General features: G+C 55.3%; 14 protein-coding genes. 8 read left to right on the top strand and 6 right to left on the bottom strand.

Going from position 1 to position 18193, the window contains the following annotated elements; translation table 11 throughout:
* Window positions 1-106: 106 nt before the first annotated feature.
* Window positions 107-2011, top strand: a complete 1905-nt coding sequence (locus tag WF331_RS05590; RefSeq protein WP_340622726.1) for an AAA family ATPase — start codon at window positions 107-109, stop codon at window positions 2009-2011.
* 4 nt (window positions 2012-2015) lie between these two features.
* Here the strand turns inward: WF331_RS05590 and WF331_RS05595 are convergent, their stop codons facing one another.
* The 4 genes from WF331_RS05595 to WF331_RS05610 are packed head-to-tail and all read right to left on the bottom strand — an operon-like array spanning window position 2016 to window position 5736.
* Complete coding sequence (locus WF331_RS05595) at window positions 2016-2978, bottom strand: SdiA-regulated domain-containing protein (RefSeq protein ID WP_010794530.1); 963 nt, start codon at window positions 2976-2978, stop codon at window positions 2016-2018.
* 45 nt (window positions 2979-3023) lie between these two features.
* Complete coding sequence (locus tag WF331_RS05600; RefSeq protein ID WP_003090764.1) at window positions 3024-3383, bottom strand: TraR/DksA family transcriptional regulator; 360 nt, start codon at window positions 3381-3383, stop codon at window positions 3024-3026.
* Window positions 3383-4234, bottom strand: coding sequence for a universal stress protein (locus WF331_RS05605; RefSeq protein WP_003090760.1), 852 nt, complete (start codon window positions 4232-4234; stop codon window positions 3383-3385). Before WF331_RS05605 ends, WF331_RS05600 begins: the two co-directional genes overlap by 1 nt.
* A 14-nt stretch (window positions 4235-4248) precedes the next feature.
* Window positions 4249-5736, bottom strand: a complete 1488-nt coding sequence (locus tag WF331_RS05610; RefSeq protein WP_003090759.1) for a SulP family inorganic anion transporter — start codon at window positions 5734-5736, stop codon at window positions 4249-4251.
* Window positions 5737-6253: 517 nt separating this feature from the next.
* Between WF331_RS05610 and WF331_RS05615 the strand changes: the two genes are divergently transcribed.
* The 4 genes from WF331_RS05615 (at window position 6254) to WF331_RS05630 (ending at window position 12862) form a co-directional block, all read left to right on the top strand.
* Complete coding sequence (locus WF331_RS05615) at window positions 6254-6814, top strand: recombinase family protein (protein ID WP_003090771.1); 561 nt, start codon at window positions 6254-6256, stop codon at window positions 6812-6814.
* Between the two features lie 3 nt (window positions 6815-6817).
* Window positions 6818-9784: a Tn3 family transposase gene (locus WF331_RS05620; RefSeq protein WP_003090772.1), complete on the top strand. Its 2967-nt coding sequence runs from the start codon at window positions 6818-6820 to the stop codon at window positions 9782-9784.
* A 560-nt stretch (window positions 9785-10344) separates the two neighbouring features.
* Window positions 10345-12060 carry an Eco57I restriction-modification methylase domain-containing protein gene (locus WF331_RS05625; RefSeq protein WP_156867337.1) on the top strand — a complete coding sequence of 572 codons (1716 nt, stop codon included), beginning with the start codon at window positions 10345-10347 and terminating at the stop codon, window positions 12058-12060.
* A gap of 40 nt (window positions 12061-12100) precedes the next feature.
* The gene (locus tag WF331_RS05630) at window positions 12101-12862 is read left to right on the top strand and encodes a PaeR7I family type II restriction endonuclease (RefSeq protein ID WP_128610145.1); all 762 of its coding nucleotides are present in this window, start codon (window positions 12101-12103) and stop codon (window positions 12860-12862) included.
* A gap of 227 nt (window positions 12863-13089) precedes the next feature.
* On the opposite strand, the gene WF331_RS05635 is transcribed toward WF331_RS05630, so the two are convergent.
* Both WF331_RS05635 and WF331_RS05640 read right to left on the bottom strand, forming a co-directional pair.
* Entirely contained in the window at window positions 13090-13908 is an 819-nt protein-coding gene (locus WF331_RS05635) for a hypothetical protein (protein ID WP_185279736.1), read from the bottom strand.
* A gap of 997 nt (window positions 13909-14905) precedes the next feature.
* Window positions 14906-15346: a hypothetical protein gene (locus WF331_RS05640; RefSeq protein WP_337160266.1), complete on the bottom strand. Its 441-nt coding sequence runs from the start codon at window positions 15344-15346 to the stop codon at window positions 14906-14908.
* Between the two features lie 142 nt (window positions 15347-15488).
* Between WF331_RS05640 and WF331_RS05645 the strand changes: the two genes are divergently transcribed.
* The 3 genes from WF331_RS05645 (at window position 15489) to WF331_RS05655 (ending at window position 18051) form a co-directional block, all read left to right on the top strand.
* On the top strand, window positions 15489-16229 hold the full coding sequence (locus WF331_RS05645) for a cold-shock protein (protein WP_185279738.1): 741 nt from the start codon (window positions 15489-15491) through the stop codon (window positions 16227-16229).
* Window positions 16230-16889: 660 nt separating this feature from the next.
* The gene (locus WF331_RS05650) at window positions 16890-17132 is read left to right on the top strand and encodes a hypothetical protein (protein WP_128610141.1); all 243 of its coding nucleotides are present in this window, start codon (window positions 16890-16892) and stop codon (window positions 17130-17132) included.
* A complete protein-coding gene (locus WF331_RS05655) occupies window positions 17125-18051 on the top strand; it encodes a site-specific integrase (protein WP_185279739.1) in 927 nt (308 codons plus the stop codon). The genes WF331_RS05650 and WF331_RS05655 overlap by 8 nt, the downstream gene beginning before the upstream one ends.
* Window positions 18052-18193: the final 142 nt, after the last annotated feature.

Consider the following 18193-nt stretch of genomic DNA (forward strand, 5'->3'; position numbering starts at 1 on the left):
CTCTTGATGATATTTCCTTCCGGCAGAATGGACATCACTTTTGGCCGTTGAGGACTGACAGCGGTTGGTAAGGAAACGAAGACATACACAGATCAGGGATCTCACGATGCGCCTTAAGACCGTCAAGCTCAGTCATTTTCGCGGCTATAGCACACCCACCGTCATTCCTATCGATTCATCTATGACCGGTATTGTGGGTCGAAACGACTTTGGGAAGTCGACCATCCTGGAAGCTTTGGCCATCTTCTTCGACAGCGCGGACATCAAACCCGACAAGAGTGATATGAACTGCTTCAGTCTAGCGGAGGGTCACACTCAGTTCGAGATTGCCTGCGAGTTCGACGACCTGCCTGAGGCTTTGGTGCTGGATGAAAATGTACACACCTCGCTATCACAGGAATACCTGCTGAATGCGGCTGGCGTCCTGGAGGTCGTCAAAACGTTCAAAGCGAGCACCGGCAAACTGGACAGTACAGCCATCCGCTGTGAGCATCCGTCTGATAAAGCGCTCGCTAGCCTACTCAGTCTGAAAATGGTCGACCTGAAAAAGCTCGGCGCACAATTTGAGATCGCTGATCGAGTAGCAGATCAGCGGGTGGCATCCCAATGGCGGAAAGCCATTCGCGATGCGGCCGGAGATGTTGCCTGCCAAGAGACGCTTCTTGATGTAGGCAAGGGGCTGTCCACAGAAGGCAAATCTGTTTGGGATAAAATCGAGGCGCTGCTGCCAACTTTCGCGCTCTTCAAGGCGGACAGGGAGAGCAGTGACGGTGACGCCGAGGCCAAGAACCCTCTACAGCAGGCGGTCAAGGAAGCCCAAGCAGCGCTACAGGAGCAGATCAGTGAGCTAGAGCGGCAGATCGAGAGCAGTGTGTTGGACGTTGCTGGACGCACCCTCGACAAACTTCGAGAAATGGCTCCGGAGTTGGCTAATGAATTGACTCCCCGTTTCAAAGAAAAGCCCAAGTGGAGCTTCAGCTTTACTCTTGAGGGCGAGAATGGCATCCCCATAAATAAACGCGGCAGCGGGGTACGTAGGCTCATTTTGCTCAACTTCTTCCGAGCTGAGGCCGAAAAAAATGCAGTGGCTGGTAGCCCACGCAACGTGATCTACGCAATCGAAGAGCCGGAAACCTCACAGCACCCCAACTATCAGATGATGTTGATGAAGGCGCTTCTGGAGCTATCCAATCAGACCAATAGGCAGATCATCGTCACCACCCACGTCCCTGCGTTGGCCGGCCTGATGCCCATCGACGGCATCCGTTACGTAACCAAGGACGAACACGGCGTCCCCATTGTAAAAATGCCAACCAAGGAAGTACTCACGGAAGCCGCCGAGAGTCTAGGCGTACTGCCCGAGACAGGAATGGAACGAGCAAAAGGGGTCGTCCTGGTGGAGGGCAAGTCCGACGTCACCTTCCTCCGTCACACTTCAAATACCCTCAAAGCAGGGGGATACCTCCCATCCAGCTTGGAAGACGCAGGAATCGTCCCGATCCTAATTGGTGGCTGTGGCAGCGTTAAGCATTGGGTAACCCTCAATCTTGCGGACGATCTTGGACTGCCTTGGTGTGTGTTTTTGGACTCCGACATTGGCGGAAGCCCGGAGCAGGTTGCAGCCATCTTGAAACGTAAGCAAGAAGTCGAGGGACAGGGACGAGCGTTCTACTCGACTCGTAAACGTGAGATCGAAAACTACTTGTGCCCCGACATGATCGATGCCCAAAGTGGAAAAAGAGTTACGTTCACAGACACTTGCGACGCCAAGAAAATCATCGGCAAGGCAGTTGGCATGAAGCCAGACGATGTGATTGACAAGTTCTGGCCGCTAATGACTGCTACGCAGATCATTGATCGCTCTACGTATCATGACAATGGTGTAGATCGCGCTGAACTCAAGGACCTGTTGGAGAATCTGCTCAAGCTAGTTGGGGAGCCCGCAGAATTCGGAAAAAATCGTACGCTAACAGTTCAAGCGTCCCGGCCACGCCTGACTGTAGCTTGTTGACTGGTCAATCTGTCTCGCGGGTAAAGCGATAGAACAAGTTCGGCTCGCTGACCACGTACAAATACCCTTCATCGTCGATGGTTACGCCTTCGGCTTGGGGTATACCTTTCAGCAAACCAGCAAACCCCCTCGCCAAGGAGCGGAAACTCACCACCTTGCCCTCGTCGGTCATTTCAATCAGCAGTTTCGACTCGTCGCTGAGCAGGATCAGATGGCCGCTCTGTTGATCGAATACAACCGAAGACAAGTCAGTGGCAAACACCTTGTCTTTTACTAGGTTGGACATGTCGCGGACGTGCAGGGAAACGCCTCCTTCCAGGCTGGCACGAAGGCCGCTCACTTCCAGTAATTGCCGGGGGTCACGCTCCTTGGTCACAAACAAACGATCACCTTTTAGGTCGTAGGCGAGCCCTTCAAGGCCTTTGTTGTCCTCCTTGCCAAGCGCCAAGGTTAGCGCTGAATACTGGTCTAGGCTCAATGGTCGATCAGGAGAAAGCTTACCGTATTCGTCGATGGGGATATCCACGATAACCAGGCTCTGCCGCCGCTCTTCGGCAATGACCAGTTGACCGTTGCCGGCATAGGACACCGCTTCCACGTCGTGGAAGCCATCCAGGCTGTAACGTCGCTCCACGTCACCGTCACGACTGAGGGCCAGCAGCTCGTTCGGGCCATTGGTAACCGCCCACAGCAGATTTAGGTCAGGATCGAAGGTCAGGCCCGAAAGGTTGTTGTCCACACCGGGAACCGCCTTAGCATCCAGCTCAACCCGATAGCCAGGCAGCCACACAGAGCGCTCCTGCCAATCGTCTGTGTGCCAGTGGGTCTTGATCCAAAAGTACAGACGATCATCAAGGTGATGAGTACGTACTTGGAATACGGTGAGCAACACAAGGCATACAAGCGCCCACATCCAAACACTTACTTTCCGTGTTCGGCCCAGCCAGTTTTTAGCCATCAAATACATTAGAAGCCTCGTTAAATCAGACTGACGCCACGAGCCGTGATGGTTTCAACCCGACTCGGCGCGGCTGGCACAGGTGATACACAACGGCGTGGCCGGATCGAACTCCAGACGGCCCGAGGCGATCAACTCGCCGCATTGGTTACACCAGCCATAGTCGCCCTCGTGCCAGCGCTTGAGGGCCAGTTGGAGACGGACACGTTCATGCCGTGCACGACTGCGGATCGCATCGTTCATCGCTTGTTGCTGGAGTGCGTCCATTCTCGATAGACGCCCCACCTTGCTTTGATCCAGCTCTACCGATTGCGAGCGAGACTCAGCGTCTCCCAGCAATCGATCCAGCTCGGCAGCCCGCTGTTCCAGTAGGGTCTTGAAATGGGCAAGATCGAGGGCGTCGTCCAGGCTCATTAGCGCAGCAGTAACAGCGGACTGGTGGTGGTACGGAGCATGCTGGTAGTGGTGCTGCCGACCAGGAACTGCCGGATACGTGAGTGTCCATAAGCCCCCATCACTAGCAGATCGATGCCATGCTCTTTCTGATAGGCGTGCAGGGTACGTTCTATTTCACCGCTCCGAGTCTCAGCGCGAACGGTAAATCCGGCGTTGATCAGCACTTTCTGCGCCCAGTCCAGCTGCGCGGACGCTTCGTCGTTCACGGGCCCAACCATGACCAGATGGATCGGCAGCCCCTTCAGCAGCGGGCTGGCTGCCAGCATCTCCACACCCTTGCGGGTTGTAGCGCCGCCATCGAATGCCAGCATCGCGCTCTTGGGCTTTTGGAAGTTGGCCGGGGTGACCAGGATTGGCCGGTGCATGATACGAATAACGCTTTCCAGCTGGCTTCCGACATGCTGACTCAGACCGCCACTAGACTCGCCCTGGCGACCGATAACCAGCAAGCGCGTTTCACTTTGCAGCTCTTGCAAGCTCTCCAGTAAATCGCCATGTCGCTGCTTGGACTCCGGTGCGCGCACACCATCATTCACGGCCCGTTCTTTCGCGGCTGCAAGCATGATTCGCCCTTGTTCAAGGGCCAACTTGCCGCGCTGTTCATCCAGGGAAGCAAGCTCATCAAGCAGGTGCTCGCGGCTGCCAAGGCCAATGTTGCCACTCAAATCTGCTGCAACCGGATACTGGCGCTGATCCAGCACATGCAGGAAGGTCAGCGGCGCTTCCAGGCTCAGACTGGCCCAGGCCGCGTAGTCGCAAACAGCTGGAGCCGAGGTGGAACCGTCGATACAGGCAATTACGTGGGTCATTGTTGTTCTCCTTCTCAGTGGCCCATGAGTTGATCAATGGCGTCAGGTTTATCGTGAACACCAAAGCGATCCACGATAGTGGCGCTGGCCTCGTTTAAGCCCAGCACTTCGACTTCAGTACCTTCACGGCGGAACTTAATGACTACCTTGTCCAGGGCTGCAACAGCGGTGATATCCCAGAAGTGTGCACGATTCAGGTCGATGGTTACCTTGTTCAGGGCTTCCTTGAAGTCGAAGGCTGCGACGAACTTGTCAGCCGAGCTGAAGAACACCTGACCGGTGACGTTATAGCTACGATGCTCGCCGGCTTCGTCCAGCGAAGAACTGATCGCCATGTAATGGCCAACCTTGTTGGCGAAGAACATCGCAGCCAGTAGCACGCCGGCTAACACGCCGAAGGCCAGGTTGTGGGTGGCCACCACGACCACCACGGTGACGACCATGACAATGTTGGTCGACAACGGATGCTTCTTCAGGTTGCGCAGCGAATCCCAACTGAAGGTGCCGATGGACACCATGATCATCACTGCCACCAGCGCAGCCATTGGGATCTGCTTCAGCCAGTCGCCGAGGAAAACCACCATCAGCAGCAGAAATACGCCTGCGGCAAGAGACGACAGGCGAGAACGACCGCCGGATTTCACGTTAATGATCGACTGACCAATCATCGCGCAGCCAGCCATACCGCCGATCAGACCCGAAGCAATGTTGGCCACGCCCTGGCCCTTGCACTCGCGGTTCTTGTCACTCGGGGTGTCGGTCAGGTCGTCGACAATGGTCGCGGTCATCATCGACTCCAACAGACCGACCACAGCCAGTGCTGCCGAATAAGGAAAGATGATGGCCAGCGTCTCGAATGTCAGCGGCACATCAGGCCAGAGGAAGATCGGTAGCGTATCCGGCAGTTCACCCATATCACCGACCGTGCGGATATCCAGACCAACCGACATGGCGACGGCGGTCAGCACGATGATGCACACCAGCGGCGATGGGATGAGCTTGCCGATCTTGGGGACATAGGGGAACAGATAGATGATGCCGAGGCCTGCGGCTGTCATGGCGTAGACGTGCCAGGTGACATTAGTCAGCTCGGGCAGCTGAGCCATGAAAATCAGGATCGCCAGTGCATTGACAAAACCGGTCACCACCGAGCGCGAGACGAAGCGCATCAGCGATCCGAGCTTCAGGTAGCCAGCAGCAATTTGTAGCACGCCACATAGCAGCGTGGCGGCCAGCAGATATTCAAGACCATGGTTCTTGACCAGAGTCACCATCAGCAGTGCCATGGCACCCGTTGCGGCCGAAATCATGCCTGGGCGGCCACCGACAAAGGCGATCACCACAGCGATACAGAAAGAGGCGTAAAGGCCGACCTTAGGGTCAACGCCAGCAATGATCGAGAAGGCGATGGCTTCAGGGATTAGGGCCAGTGCGACCACAAGACCGGCGAGGATGTCGCCACGGATGTTGGATAACCAGGTTTGTTTTAACGAGTGGAGCATCAGAATTCCCAAGGCAATGGATCGCGCAGCACAGCATGGCGCAGGCCAAGTGCAGCTGGTCGATACGAGGTCAAATGTCGGATGTAGAGGAGCTGTGGCGGGTGTTAAAACCTAAAGCACAGCAGAAAGCGACCGCTGGCAGAGCAAGCAGTCACAGATGATGCGGGGGGGCGAAGCGCTATGGCGGCGTAGGCAGCCAGATCATGTTTTGCAGGGTAAGCATGAGGTCTTATCGAGTGTCTTTAGTAACTCAATGGCCGCAACAGTCTACAGGAAGAGGGCAATTTCTGCGAGTCACCCCCGGACTAGGGCGTCCTGTTTGGATGTCAGCCTGAGCTATACCCTAACTGGATGTCAGGCAAGGCGCATCACGCCGTCAGAATAGAGTCCGCTTTCACATTCTTTGACACATGCTTGCCAAGGTCATAGATTTCAGCCTGACAAATTCAAGGCTTCGGGCGCAATGGAACCAAAAACCAACGCAAGCCCTGCCGCCCATCCAGCCCATGGAGGCATCTTGCAGGGACAACGCATCGGTTACGTCCGGGTCAGCAGCTTCGACCAGAACCCGGAACGCCAACTTGAACAGGTCGAGGTCGGCAAGCTGTTCACCGACAAAGCCTCGGGCAAGGACACCCAGCGTCCCCAGCTGGAGGCCATGCTCGGTTTCGTTCGCGAAGGCGACACCGTGGTGGTGCACAGCATGGATCGCCTGGCACGAAACCTCGATGATTTGCGCCGCCTGGTGCAGAAGCTGACCCAGCGCGGTGTGCGCATCGAGTTCTTGAAGGAAGGCCTGGTGTTCACCGGCGAGGACTCGCCGATGGCCAACCTGATGCTGTCGGTCATGGGGGCCTTTGCCGAGTTTGAGCGCGCCCTGATTCGCGAGCGGCAGCGCGAGGGCATCGCCCTGGCCAAGCAGCGCGGTGCCTACCGGGGCCGCAAGAAAGCCCTCTCCGACGAGCAAGCCATCACGCTGCGGCAGCGGGCCGCTGCGGGCGAGCCGAAGGCGCAGCTCGCCCGCGAGTTCGGCATCAGCCGAGAAACCCTCTATCAGTACCTTCGCAAGGACGACTGAACCATGCCGCGTCGCTCGATTCTCTCGGCTACGGAGCGCGACACCTTGCTTGCGTTGCCGGAAAGCCAGGATGACCTGATCCGCTACTACACCTTCAACGACTCCGACCTGTCGCTGATCCGCCAGCGGCGCGGCGACGCCAACCGCCTGGGCTTCGCGGTGCAGCTCAGCCTGCTGCGCTACCCCGGCTATGCGTTGGGCACCGACAGCGAGCCGCCCGAGCCGGTCATCCAGTGGGTGGCCAAGCAAGTTCAGGCCGACCCGGCGAGTTGGTTGAAGTACGGCGAACGCGACGTGACTCGCCGCGAGCACGCCCAGGAACTGCGCACCTACCTACAACTGGCCCCGTTCGGCCTGTCCGACTTCCGCGCCCTGGTGCGCGAGCTGACCGAGTTGGCCCAGCAGACCGACAAGGGCTTACTGCTGGCCGGTCAGGCCCTGGAGAGCCTGCGACAGAAGCGGCGCATTCTGCCGGCGTTGAGCGTAATTGATCGAGCTTGTTCGGAGGCCATTGCGCGGGCCAATCGCCGAGTCTACCGCGCCCTGGTCGAACCACTTACGGACTCGCATCGGGCCAAGCTGGACGAGCTGTTGAAGCTCAAGGCCGGCAGCAGCATCACCTGGTTGACCTGGCTGCGACAGGCACCGCTGAAACCGAACTCCCGCCACATGCTCGAACACATCGAGCGGCTGAAGACATTTCAGCTGGTGGACTTGCCCGAAGGCCTGGGCCGACACATCCACCAGAACCGCCTGCTCAAGCTGGCCCGCGAGGGTGGGCAGATGACGCCCAAAGACCTCGGCAAGTTCGAGCCGCAGCGACGCTACGCGACCCTGGCCGCCGTGGTGCTGGAGAGCACCGCGACGGTGATTGATGAGTTGGTCGATCTGCACGACCGTATCCTGGTCAAGCTGTTCAGCAGCGCGAAGCACAAGCATCAGCAGCAGTTCCAGAAGCAGGGCAAGGCGATCAACGACAAGGTGCGCCTGTACTCGAAGATCGGCCAGGCTCTGCTGGAAGCCAAGGAAAGCGGTAGCGATCCCTATGCCGCCATTGAGGCGGTGATTCCCTGGGACGAGTTCACCGAGAGCGTCAGCGAGGCCGAGCTGCTGGCCCGGCCGGAAGGCTTCGACCATCTGCACCTGGTCGGCGAGAACTTCGCCACTCTGCGCCGTTACACGCCGGCCTTGCTGGAGGTGCTGGAACTGCGCGCTGCCCCGGCTGCGCAAGGCGTGCTGGCAGCCGTGCAGACCCTGAGCGAGATGAACGCCTACAACCTGCGCAAGGTGCCGGCCGATGCGCCCACCGCCTTCATCAAGCCGCGCTGGAAGCCGCTAGTGATAACCCCGGAAGGCCTCGACCGGCGCTTCTACGAAATCTGCGCCCTGTCCGAGCTGAAGAACGCGCTGCGCTCCGGTGACATCTGGGTCAAGGGCTCGCGGCAGTTCCGCGACTTCGACGACTACCTGCTGCCGGCAGAGAGGTTCGCCGCGCTCAAGCATGCGCAGGCTCTGCCCCTGGCGATCAACCCGAACAGCAACCAGTACCTGGAAGAGCGCTTGCAGCTGCTGGACGAGCAGCTGGCCACCGTCACCCGCCTGGCCAAGGACAACGAGCTGCCCGATGCCATCCTCACCGAGTCCGGGCTGAAGATCACCCCGCTGGATTCCGCGGTGCCCAATACCGCGCAGGCGCTGATCGACCAGACCAGCCATTTGCTGCCGCGCATCAAGATCACCGAACTGCTGATGGACGTGGACGACTGGACGGGCTTCAGCCGCCACTTCACACACCTGAAGGACGGTGCCGAGGCCAAAGACCGGACATTGCTGCTGTCAGCGATCCTGGGCGATGCAATCAACCTCGGGCTGACCAAGATGGCCGAGTCGAGCCCCGGCCTGACCTACGCCAAGCTGTCCTGGCTGCAAGCCTGGCACATCCGAGACGAAACCTACTCGGCGGCCCTGGCCGAGCTGGTCAACCACCAGTACCGTCATACCTTCGCCGCTCACTGGGGCGACGGCACGACCTCTTCTTCCGATGGCCAGCGCTTCCGGGCGGGTGGTCGAGGCGAAAGCACCGGCCACGTCAACCCGAAGTACGGCAGCGAGCCGGGGCGGCTGTTCTACACCCACATCTCCGACCAGTACGCACCGTTCAGCACCCGCGTGGTGAATGTCGGCGTGCGCGACTCTACCTATGTGCTCGACGGTCTGCTGTACCACGAGTCCGACTTGCGGATCGAGGAGCACTACACTGACACGGCTGGCTTCACCGATCATGTCTTCGCCCTGATGCACCTGCTGGGCTTCCGCTTCGCACCGCGCATCCGCGACCTCGGAGAAACCAAGCTGTATGTTCCGAATAGCGTCCAGGACTACCCGACATTGCGCCCAATGGTTGGCGGCACCCTGAACATCAAGCACGTCCGCGCCCATTGGGACGACATCCTGCGCCTGGCCAGCTCGATCAAGCAGGGCACGGTCACCGCCTCGCTGATGCTGCGCAAGCTCGGCAGCTATCCGCGCCAGAACGGCCTGGCCGTGGCCCTGCGCGAGCTGGGCCGGATCGAGCGCACGCTTTTCATCCTCGATTGGTTGCAAAGCGTCGAGCTGCGCCGGCGCGTGCATGCTGGACTGAACAAGGGCGAAGCCCGCAACTCCCTGGCCAGGGCGGTGTTCTTCAACCGCCTCGGCGAGATCAGGGATCGGAGCTTCGAGCAGCAGCGCTACCGGGCCAGTGGCCTCAACCTGGTGACGGCCGCCATCGTGTTGTGGAACACGGTGTACTTGGAGCGCGCCACCCAGGCGATGGGCGATGCGGGGAAGTCGGTGGATGGTGAGCTGCTGCAATACCTGTCGCCGCTGGGGTGGGAGCACATCAATCTGACCGGCGATTATGTCTGGCGGCAGAGCCGCAGGCTGGAGGACGGGAAGTTTCGGCCGCTAAGGCTGCCCGGAAAACCTTAGCGTACGATTTTTTCCGTTTTCTCTATTCGCCCCTAGTTGCCTGAACTCTGCAACTGCTAACGAGCCTTACAGGCAGCAGTCGCTGCGCGGCCGTACGCTTCGGATTGACATCGGACGGCCGCACCCAACCTATTTCGAACCAAATCGAAACAAGATGTCGCCCAACCCGCGACCTTCGTAACACCCATGCCACCTTCCCGGTATGACGACGGCGCGTCAGGTAAGAGGTCGATAAAATCAAGCTATGTGGCCGTACCCATGACGACGAAGCTCTAGAACGAGAGCGAGATGGACGCCCACCTCAGCATGTGCCTTCTCTGTCATTCCGATCTGGTGTCCAACACGGCTTCTGCATGTCGATCAGCTCGTCGTTGGTCATCCCGTAACACTCTGGGAAAAGGATTCAGGTATCCTAGATCGTTTGCGGGAACCCCACGTGTCGCCCTCAAGGCAGCCCCAAATACCCTAAAGCATGCCATCAAATTGCAGATGGCCATGGCAACGGGATCCCCGTGAAAGCACTTTTTCTACGGCATTTACCGCAATCGACGAGGTAGACGATGCACCCGCAGCCAATTTTCTTTCAGGCTTCGTTCCCTTTGGTGGAGTGCCCAATTGCCACTGCGACGGAAGCCTTGGCATCGGGTGGTGGCATCGAAGCACTAGGTGCGATTTTTACTCGTATCGAGGTCGTGAATTTTATTTTGGATCTCGCTGGGTATACCTGTGATCAGCCGCTCCACAAACAAAGATTGCTAGAGCCATCGTTCGGCGCAGGCGACTTCCTCTTGCCTGCCATTGAGCGCTTGCTAACTGCTTGGCGCGCAGATGAGGAGAGAGAGTCTGGTATTGAAGGGTTAGCAAATGCAATCTGTGCCGTTGAGCTTCATCGCGACACTTTTAGCAGAACTTATTCGGCAGTAATCGACCTACTTGCACAGAATGGATTTTCACCAGATTCAGCTGAGAAACTAGCCGACGGCTGGCTAATTCAGGATGACTTCCTGCTTCAGTCCTTCGAAGAAGGCTTTGACTATGTTGTAGGTAACCCACCGTACGTGAGGCAAGAGCTCATACCCGCACCGCTGCTCGCGGAATATCGTCGCCGCTACAAAACCCTATATGACCGTGCTGACCTGTATGTTCCCTTCATCGAGCGCTCACTGTCACTTCTGACTAAATGCGGGAATTTAGGCTTCATATGTGCAGATCGCTGGATGAAAAACAAATACGGTGGCCCTCTGCGCCAGATGGTTGCTGACAGTTTTCACCTTAAGGTCTATGTGGATATGACAGACGCACCTGCATTCCATACGGATGTCGTCGCCTATCCCGCAGTAACGATTATATCTAGAGAGAAAGCGGGAAAAACGATGGTTGCGCATCGGCCAGCCATTGAAAAAGCCAGCCTGACAGCGTTAACGCATAAACTTTTAGCTAAAGAGCAAACAGCACAATCGGCAGATGTTAGGGAAATAGCTAAAGTTACCAACGGGTCTGACCCATGGCTATTGGAATCATCTGACCAAATCGCTCTGATACGTAGGCTGGAGAATGAATTCCCCTGCTTGGAGGACTCAGGCTGCAAAGTAGGCATAGGCGTAGCTACAGGTGCAGACAAAGCCTTTATTGGTCCATTTAACTCACTAGATGTTGAACCAGATAGAAAGCTTCCGCTTGCGACTACAAAAGACATAGTTTCAGGGGAAGTAGCATGGACGGGGCTTGGCGTAATAAACCCATTCAAGGATGAGGGTGGGCTTGTCGACCTGGAAAATTATCCTCGATTAAAAAAATACCTAGAGGCACGCCGGGACGTTATTGCAAATCGTCATTGCGCGAAAAAAACACCCGCTAGCTGGTATAAAACCATTGATAGAATCACTCCTTCACTAACTAGCAAACAAAAGCTTCTAATCCCTGATATCAAAGGAGAAGCTCACGTTGTCTATGAGGCAGGGGAGCTTTACCCACACCACAATTTGTATGTTGTGACATCGGAGTCTTGGAACTTACGAGCATTGCAAGCTGTTCTGATGTCAGCCGTATCTAGGCTATTCGTAGCGACGTACTCTACGAAAATGCGAGGTGGCTTCCTTAGATTCCAGGCTCAGTATCTTCGGAGAATTAGACTTCCCCTCTGGGAAAGTATTCCCGAAGAGCTGCAAAGAGAACTAATCTACGCTGCAGAAAGCCTAGACATCAACGCCTGCAATGTGGCGACATTCAAAATTTATCGCATGACTACAGAAGAAATCAGATCAATCGGCGGGTAGTGCCAGCTGTAGTACTAAAGATCTAATTAAGGGAATAAACGTGAATTTTGACTGGCTAGATGAACGAGTTAAAGACGCCATTGGCAAATTTTGGACTACGCGTGATGGTGGCAAGGGTGTCTTGGCGGGAAAAACACTGGACGCTTTCGTTCACATCATAGAGAAGACTGTCCAAGATAGTGGCCTGAAAGACGCTAAAGCATACACTGGCAAAAATACGTCGCAACTCCCCGGTTTCTTTAGGCCGCACAAGTGCTGGGACGTAGTGGTGATAGACAACGGCAAGCTTATTGCGGCGGTTGAATTTAAGTCTCAAGTCGGGTCAATCGGCAACAACTTCAACAATCGTACCGAAGAGGTTCTAGGTAGCAGCTTAGACCTTCGAACAGCCATTGAGGAGTCTGCATTCGGTGAAGACGCCAACATATTTACAGGATATATTATCGTAGTAGAGGACAGTGCCGAAAGCCGTAAAACCCCAAACATAAACATGTCATATTTTCCTGTCATGAGTGGTTTTCTACTAGACGAGTCTGCACGAGAGACTTCTTACATACCGCGTGAAGACACAACCTATCCACGAGTTAAAGGAATATCGTACATTGATCGGTACGATGTGATGTGTAAAAGATTAATGATGAAAGGCTTGTATACCGCCACCGCTCTAATAGCAGCGCCTAAAGAAACACCCAGCAACGGAAGCTACACCAGCATTAGCGCCCAAACCAGTATGCAAACATTTATCTTAAAACTTGCAAAACACTGCGAAGTCATCGACAACATAAACCAACAGAAAATATAATCACTTATTAGGTTTACCGATACAGATCAGCAGCCACGTGCTAAATGAAAATGCGCGAAAACTCCTAGTTAACGCGCACTGATCTACGCGCCCTGTTGTTGGGTGAGCAGACCGAGCACTCACCCAACAATTTAAACACGGCACACCTCGGCCATCGTTAGCGCATACTGTAAGTCGGAAAATGCATTAAATGCTAACCCACATCCGAGACAATTGCGTTGAAAGCGCTAAGGGTTACCGGCCATCTTACGAGCATAATTACGATCACTGAGATCCTTCTTCGGATCTGCTTTGGCCCAAACCATCGGCTTATCACAATTCATGCAGATCAACATCTGTTTGTCGCTGCTTAAAGAATAGAGCTTCGTGGCGGAGCCTTCTCCGACCTTCAAACCGGCATCTGTCACCTCAAAACCTGGAAGCTCATAGCTAAGGCGATCCATTGTTTCGTACTTGAAAGACCAAACTCTGATATGTTTGCTGCGCCAGACCCCCATGATAGTCAAGGGATCATGCTTCGTAGCCCGCTGATAAACCCAATCACCTTCGAACGGCGTCACCTTCCGAGCTTCCATATCCCGACGCCCCTTCTCCAAAGCCTCCTTCTGCATCTTCTCTAGCTCAGCATTCAAGGCCTCTTCTCTTTTGCGGGCTTGTTCCTTGAGTAGCTGATCTACGTCATACGGCCCTTTCGGGTCATAATTCCAGACAAGACCATCCGCCCTCATACCGAGCACCTTACAGTTGAGGCAGTCCAAGCTCCGCTCATCAACGTTACGCTTCATCACCAGTCGTAACGAGCTATTTTTATCGTCAAGTAGGAGCTTCCCATCCTTTTGCGAAACGTTGAGCTTGCCCACCGGTTTTATCCCCGACGCGACAATATCTGCGAAGAGCTCTGCCTCATTGCCATGGATATTCAGCACCATAGCGCCTTTTGAGCTTGTCTCTTGATATCTATAAGCCCCAGTGAAATCCTCGCCACCGCATCCAGTAATGGCGGTACCTGCAACAGCCACTGAAGCAAATTTAAACAGCGTACGCATAACATTCTTCCATTGAGTAATTATCGCCTAAAGGCGATGCGTCACAGAGCGATATCACTTTAACATCACCGACCTAGGTGATGTGGCTCCATGTGATTGAGTTGCGCGATAAAGAGCTCGGCGCGAAATTCGTCCAGCCGCAACAGCATCGGCATACGGTACAAGCGCAGGACGTTACCCTCTCTGGCGATGAGCACAGACCGCGCAACAGAAGCCGACCACCTCATAGCTGGAAACAAACAGCTCACGATCACCAGCTCGTCTAGATTTGCGCGCATCATTGATTGCGCCCCCTCCGCTCTAGCCACTCAGCCAAAACCCACAGCGCAATCCCCACCACCCACAGCACGACAATGACCCAGGATGGTGCCGACCAGTGAGAGCCCACACAGAAGCCTGCAGCTGCAAGCCCAAGACACATCAAAACCGTTCTCATACGGAGCGCCTCCTATCATGGTGAGTGGCCACGCTATCCGATGATTTCGTGTGTCATCGCCCCTCCAACAAAAATCGCCAACTCCCATGCTGGGGATTGGCCACAGTATGCTGGTGGGATTTGAGTGGCAGTCAGTGGCGTCATTACACCTCCGCTATGACTGCCGGTAGAATCTCAGTGGTTTTTTGAAGATTCCCAGAGAACGCGTAGATCGAACTCAGGTGCGAGCGACGCCCACGCTGGGTAATCTCATAACCCGGACAAAGGCCCCTGAGGGATTCATAACGCTTTTTCTGGGTATGACTCAGGCCCCCCGAATCCAAATGCGGGGTGTGTTGCTGATTGCCGAAGGCGTGATGATGGTGGGTCGTGCTGGCGTGCCTCACCGTTGGTGACGTCATCGCCAGCACCAGAACGGTCGTTGCCGTCCCTCTTACCCGAAAGCTTCTATGAGCCTCAGCCAATCGTGAGCGGTATCACGAGCTGCCCTGCCGCAGAGGGCTGGAGGCTGGAGGCTGGAGGCTGGAGGCGCAGCCATTGAGCTATGGTGGCTGGGATTTTCTAAGCGATGTTAGCTGCGAAAGCTTCCTTAAATTTCGCCATATCTATTTGGAGGCTGTTCATCTGATCGACCAGCATTGCCTGCCTTGCTTCTAGAATGTAAATTCTAAGTGGCATTGTCGATTCAATATTATACATGCTTGGAACAGAAGAGACCTCTACAGGTCGCAATAGAAAATCACTCCTAGTTACTTCATCCACCAGATAGATAAGTCGTTCCTTACAGCCAACCAGACCAAACGCTAAATACATCCCCTTTGAAACCCCCAAAACATTAATTCTCTTACCACTTTCTTCACTGGGAAAAAAGCTAGCAATTTGGATTTTCTCTCCACGCCGATAAACTATCCCGCCCCACGATTTCTTATTTATGAATCCAGGCATGTTATTAGCAAAAGGACTCTCAATAAATCCATCATCATCGATAAGAATTTTGCGCATGTTATTGAACCAAGTCCGCGAGTAGTCGAGTCAGCATAAGGATACCGCCCTCGCCTCACAACCGAAGTCCTCACAGTTACTCGGTGGTGACACCTGATACCCTGAGATACCATGGCTGCCTTCCAAAAAGGACAGCAGGTTCATGAGCGAGAAACCAGATCAGGAAGATACCCTCACCTCAGGCATCGTACGCAGTTTCATGCCCGAGAAGGGGTTTGGCTTCATCCAAGGAGATGATGGACGCAGCTACTTCGTCCACATCAAAAACGTAGAGGGCGGAGAGCTGTTCGATGGGCAGTCAGTAGCATTTGAAGGGCAGCCGGGTCCGAAAGGATACAGAGCAGTGAGGGTCAAACCAGGAGAGCGCCCACCGCCTCCAGGCTATGCCTACGAGTCTCCGAATCACTTCATATGGACAAGAGATTCGAAGGCACGTGGTTTCGACACCATTTTCACTTTTGGGAGTGGCTGGGCTGAATCCAACAATCCAAATGAGGCTCGGGCTCTACTAGAGAAAGCAAGCATGGAGCGCGGAGGCAACGCCGTCTTGAATGTACAGCTTGAGAAGTACAGCCGCAGTGATGGCTGCTCCAACTATCACTACACCGTGCACCGTTTCACAGGCGACTACGCGAATGTCCAGAAAATCGTGACCACCACGGATCAAAACTGGATAGCAGTCTGCGCTCAATGGGAGCGGGATGTTTTGGCTCGCATCGAAAATGAAAACGCCCAGATCACAAGTTGGGATAGCGGCGTAACCAGCCTGGTACCACCCGGAGCATTCAAACACGGAGCTATTCTGCTCTTGAGCTGGACGGCCACCTTCATAAAAATCCTGGGCCTCGCCATTTTGGCCTTAGCTAAGCAGATGCGTCGCTAGCAGGATCAAAGGCCTCAACTCCTCATAGCGTGAATGCAAAGTCGGCTGAAGCTGTCACCGTAAAAACTCCCCACACAGGATGTGCTCAGCACATCTGACTGAATACTGTCCCCTATCGCGTCACAACGCTTTGTGCCCGCTATGTAACGCGCCTTCTTGGCGCGTTACATAGCGGGCACACTCGACCATTCCAATTTGACGCAACAAATACAACGCAGCGACATTGCGTTGTTTGGCCATCCCCATTTCCGTAAGCTGAACACGAACCAAACCGCACTGCCCGGTGGTCTCGTTACCCGTGTGACTCACGGGTTGGGACTGTGGCAGGGGGCCCGGCCTGCGTCATCGCGGGCCCTAGCCCATCGGCCATACCTGCGTCATCGCGTGTGTGCCCGTGTTAACGCCGACTATGTGTCGGAACCATCAACGACCAATCACCAAAGGAGAAAAGACAACCCAACATAATCAGCCAGATCCAATGGCAGCCGAACCTGAGCGGACACTCAGGAACTCACTCGGAGACTCCGAGTAGGCGTGAACAGTCCCCGCCTGCATCTGATGCAAAGGGGGGCGAACAGGCACACATCGAACCATCTGCGGATGGTGTGCCGCTGAACCACTATCGGTCAGGAGTTCTTACACCCGGATGGAGAGAACCACATGAGCGATTTCGATGCGCAGAGTATTACTGCACGCCTAAAAGCCGAGTCTAGGATTCGAAGAAAACCGCGAACATACGCCCAGCGTCGTTCATTGTTGGACAACTACAAGTATGAGCTGTTGCAACTCGATCAAGCAGGTTGCAATGGCAGTGAACTGCAACGCTGGGTAGCTGAAAAAGGCATCAAGATCCAACGCTCGACCGTGCACCGATGGCTACACCGGAACCGACAAAGTGGCTAAGTTTGCCAAGCCGGCGAAGCAAGCTGCATCGGTGATGAAAAAGCTCCAGGGCACCTACATCCGTTCGGTGGGCACTGTCCGTAACTATGAGCAGCGATTGGTACGCATCACCGCTTACCTGCGCGAGCATCGCTTAGGCAGCCTCCGTGGAATGACACCTGACCGCGCTATTAGCTACCTCCAGCAACGAGCCACGACCGTAGGCCAGAAAACTTTGGATATGGAGCGTCAGGCTCTCCAAGCGATGATGCAACACGTCACCCTCCAGCTGCCACCAGGCAAGACACTAGAAGTAGTCAAGAGCAGCGCGACTGCTCGCACGAGCACAAAGAAGCACCCGACGCTGGGTCGCCGCTTGGCCGACCAAGCACGAGCATATAACCGCGAGCAGATTACGCTGATCGCATCTCGCCAAGCTCCGCACAACGCTCTTGCGACAGAGATTGCGTACGCAGCTGGTCTCCGTGCTCATGAATTGCTGAGCCTGCAGAGGACTCATCGGCGTGGAGCGGATGAACGTCCGGCGCACGGGATGAAATTCGCGGGAATTCGGGAAACCACGATCAGCTACACCGTTCACGGCAAGGGTGGACTGGTTCGCGAGGTGCGTATCCCGATTCCACTGGCTCAACGCTTGGAAAGGAGCCGGCTGGCAGCGCCGCGCGTCATAAAGGATCGCGGCATCAACTACCAGCAATTCTATGAGATCGGCGGCGGACAGCCGTGGAGCAAAAGCGTTAGCACTGCCTCGAGGCAGGCTCTCGGCTGGTCAAATGGCGCCCACGGATTACGACACACGTACGCTCAAGAGCGAATGGCTTCACTACAACGTCAACTCACACGGAAACAAGCACTGGAGGTGGTTTCACAGGAACTGGGCCACTTCCGCCCAGAAATTAGCGAGGTCTATCTACGTTGATCACCACCGTCGAAGCGAACCTGACTCACAGCAGCTTTCTCTTCGTTTTCGGTACGTCACTGATTCTCATCGTTGTGCATCTCCTTCTCCTTGCCGAAAGCAGAAAGGCGAGAGCGCAATCTCAAATCAACGCTTTCAAGCA

Origin of the sequence: Pseudomonas sp. YNh (assembly GCF_037993085.1) — a bacterium.
Classification (GTDB): domain Bacteria; phylum Pseudomonadota; class Gammaproteobacteria; order Pseudomonadales; family Pseudomonadaceae; genus Aquipseudomonas; species Aquipseudomonas putida.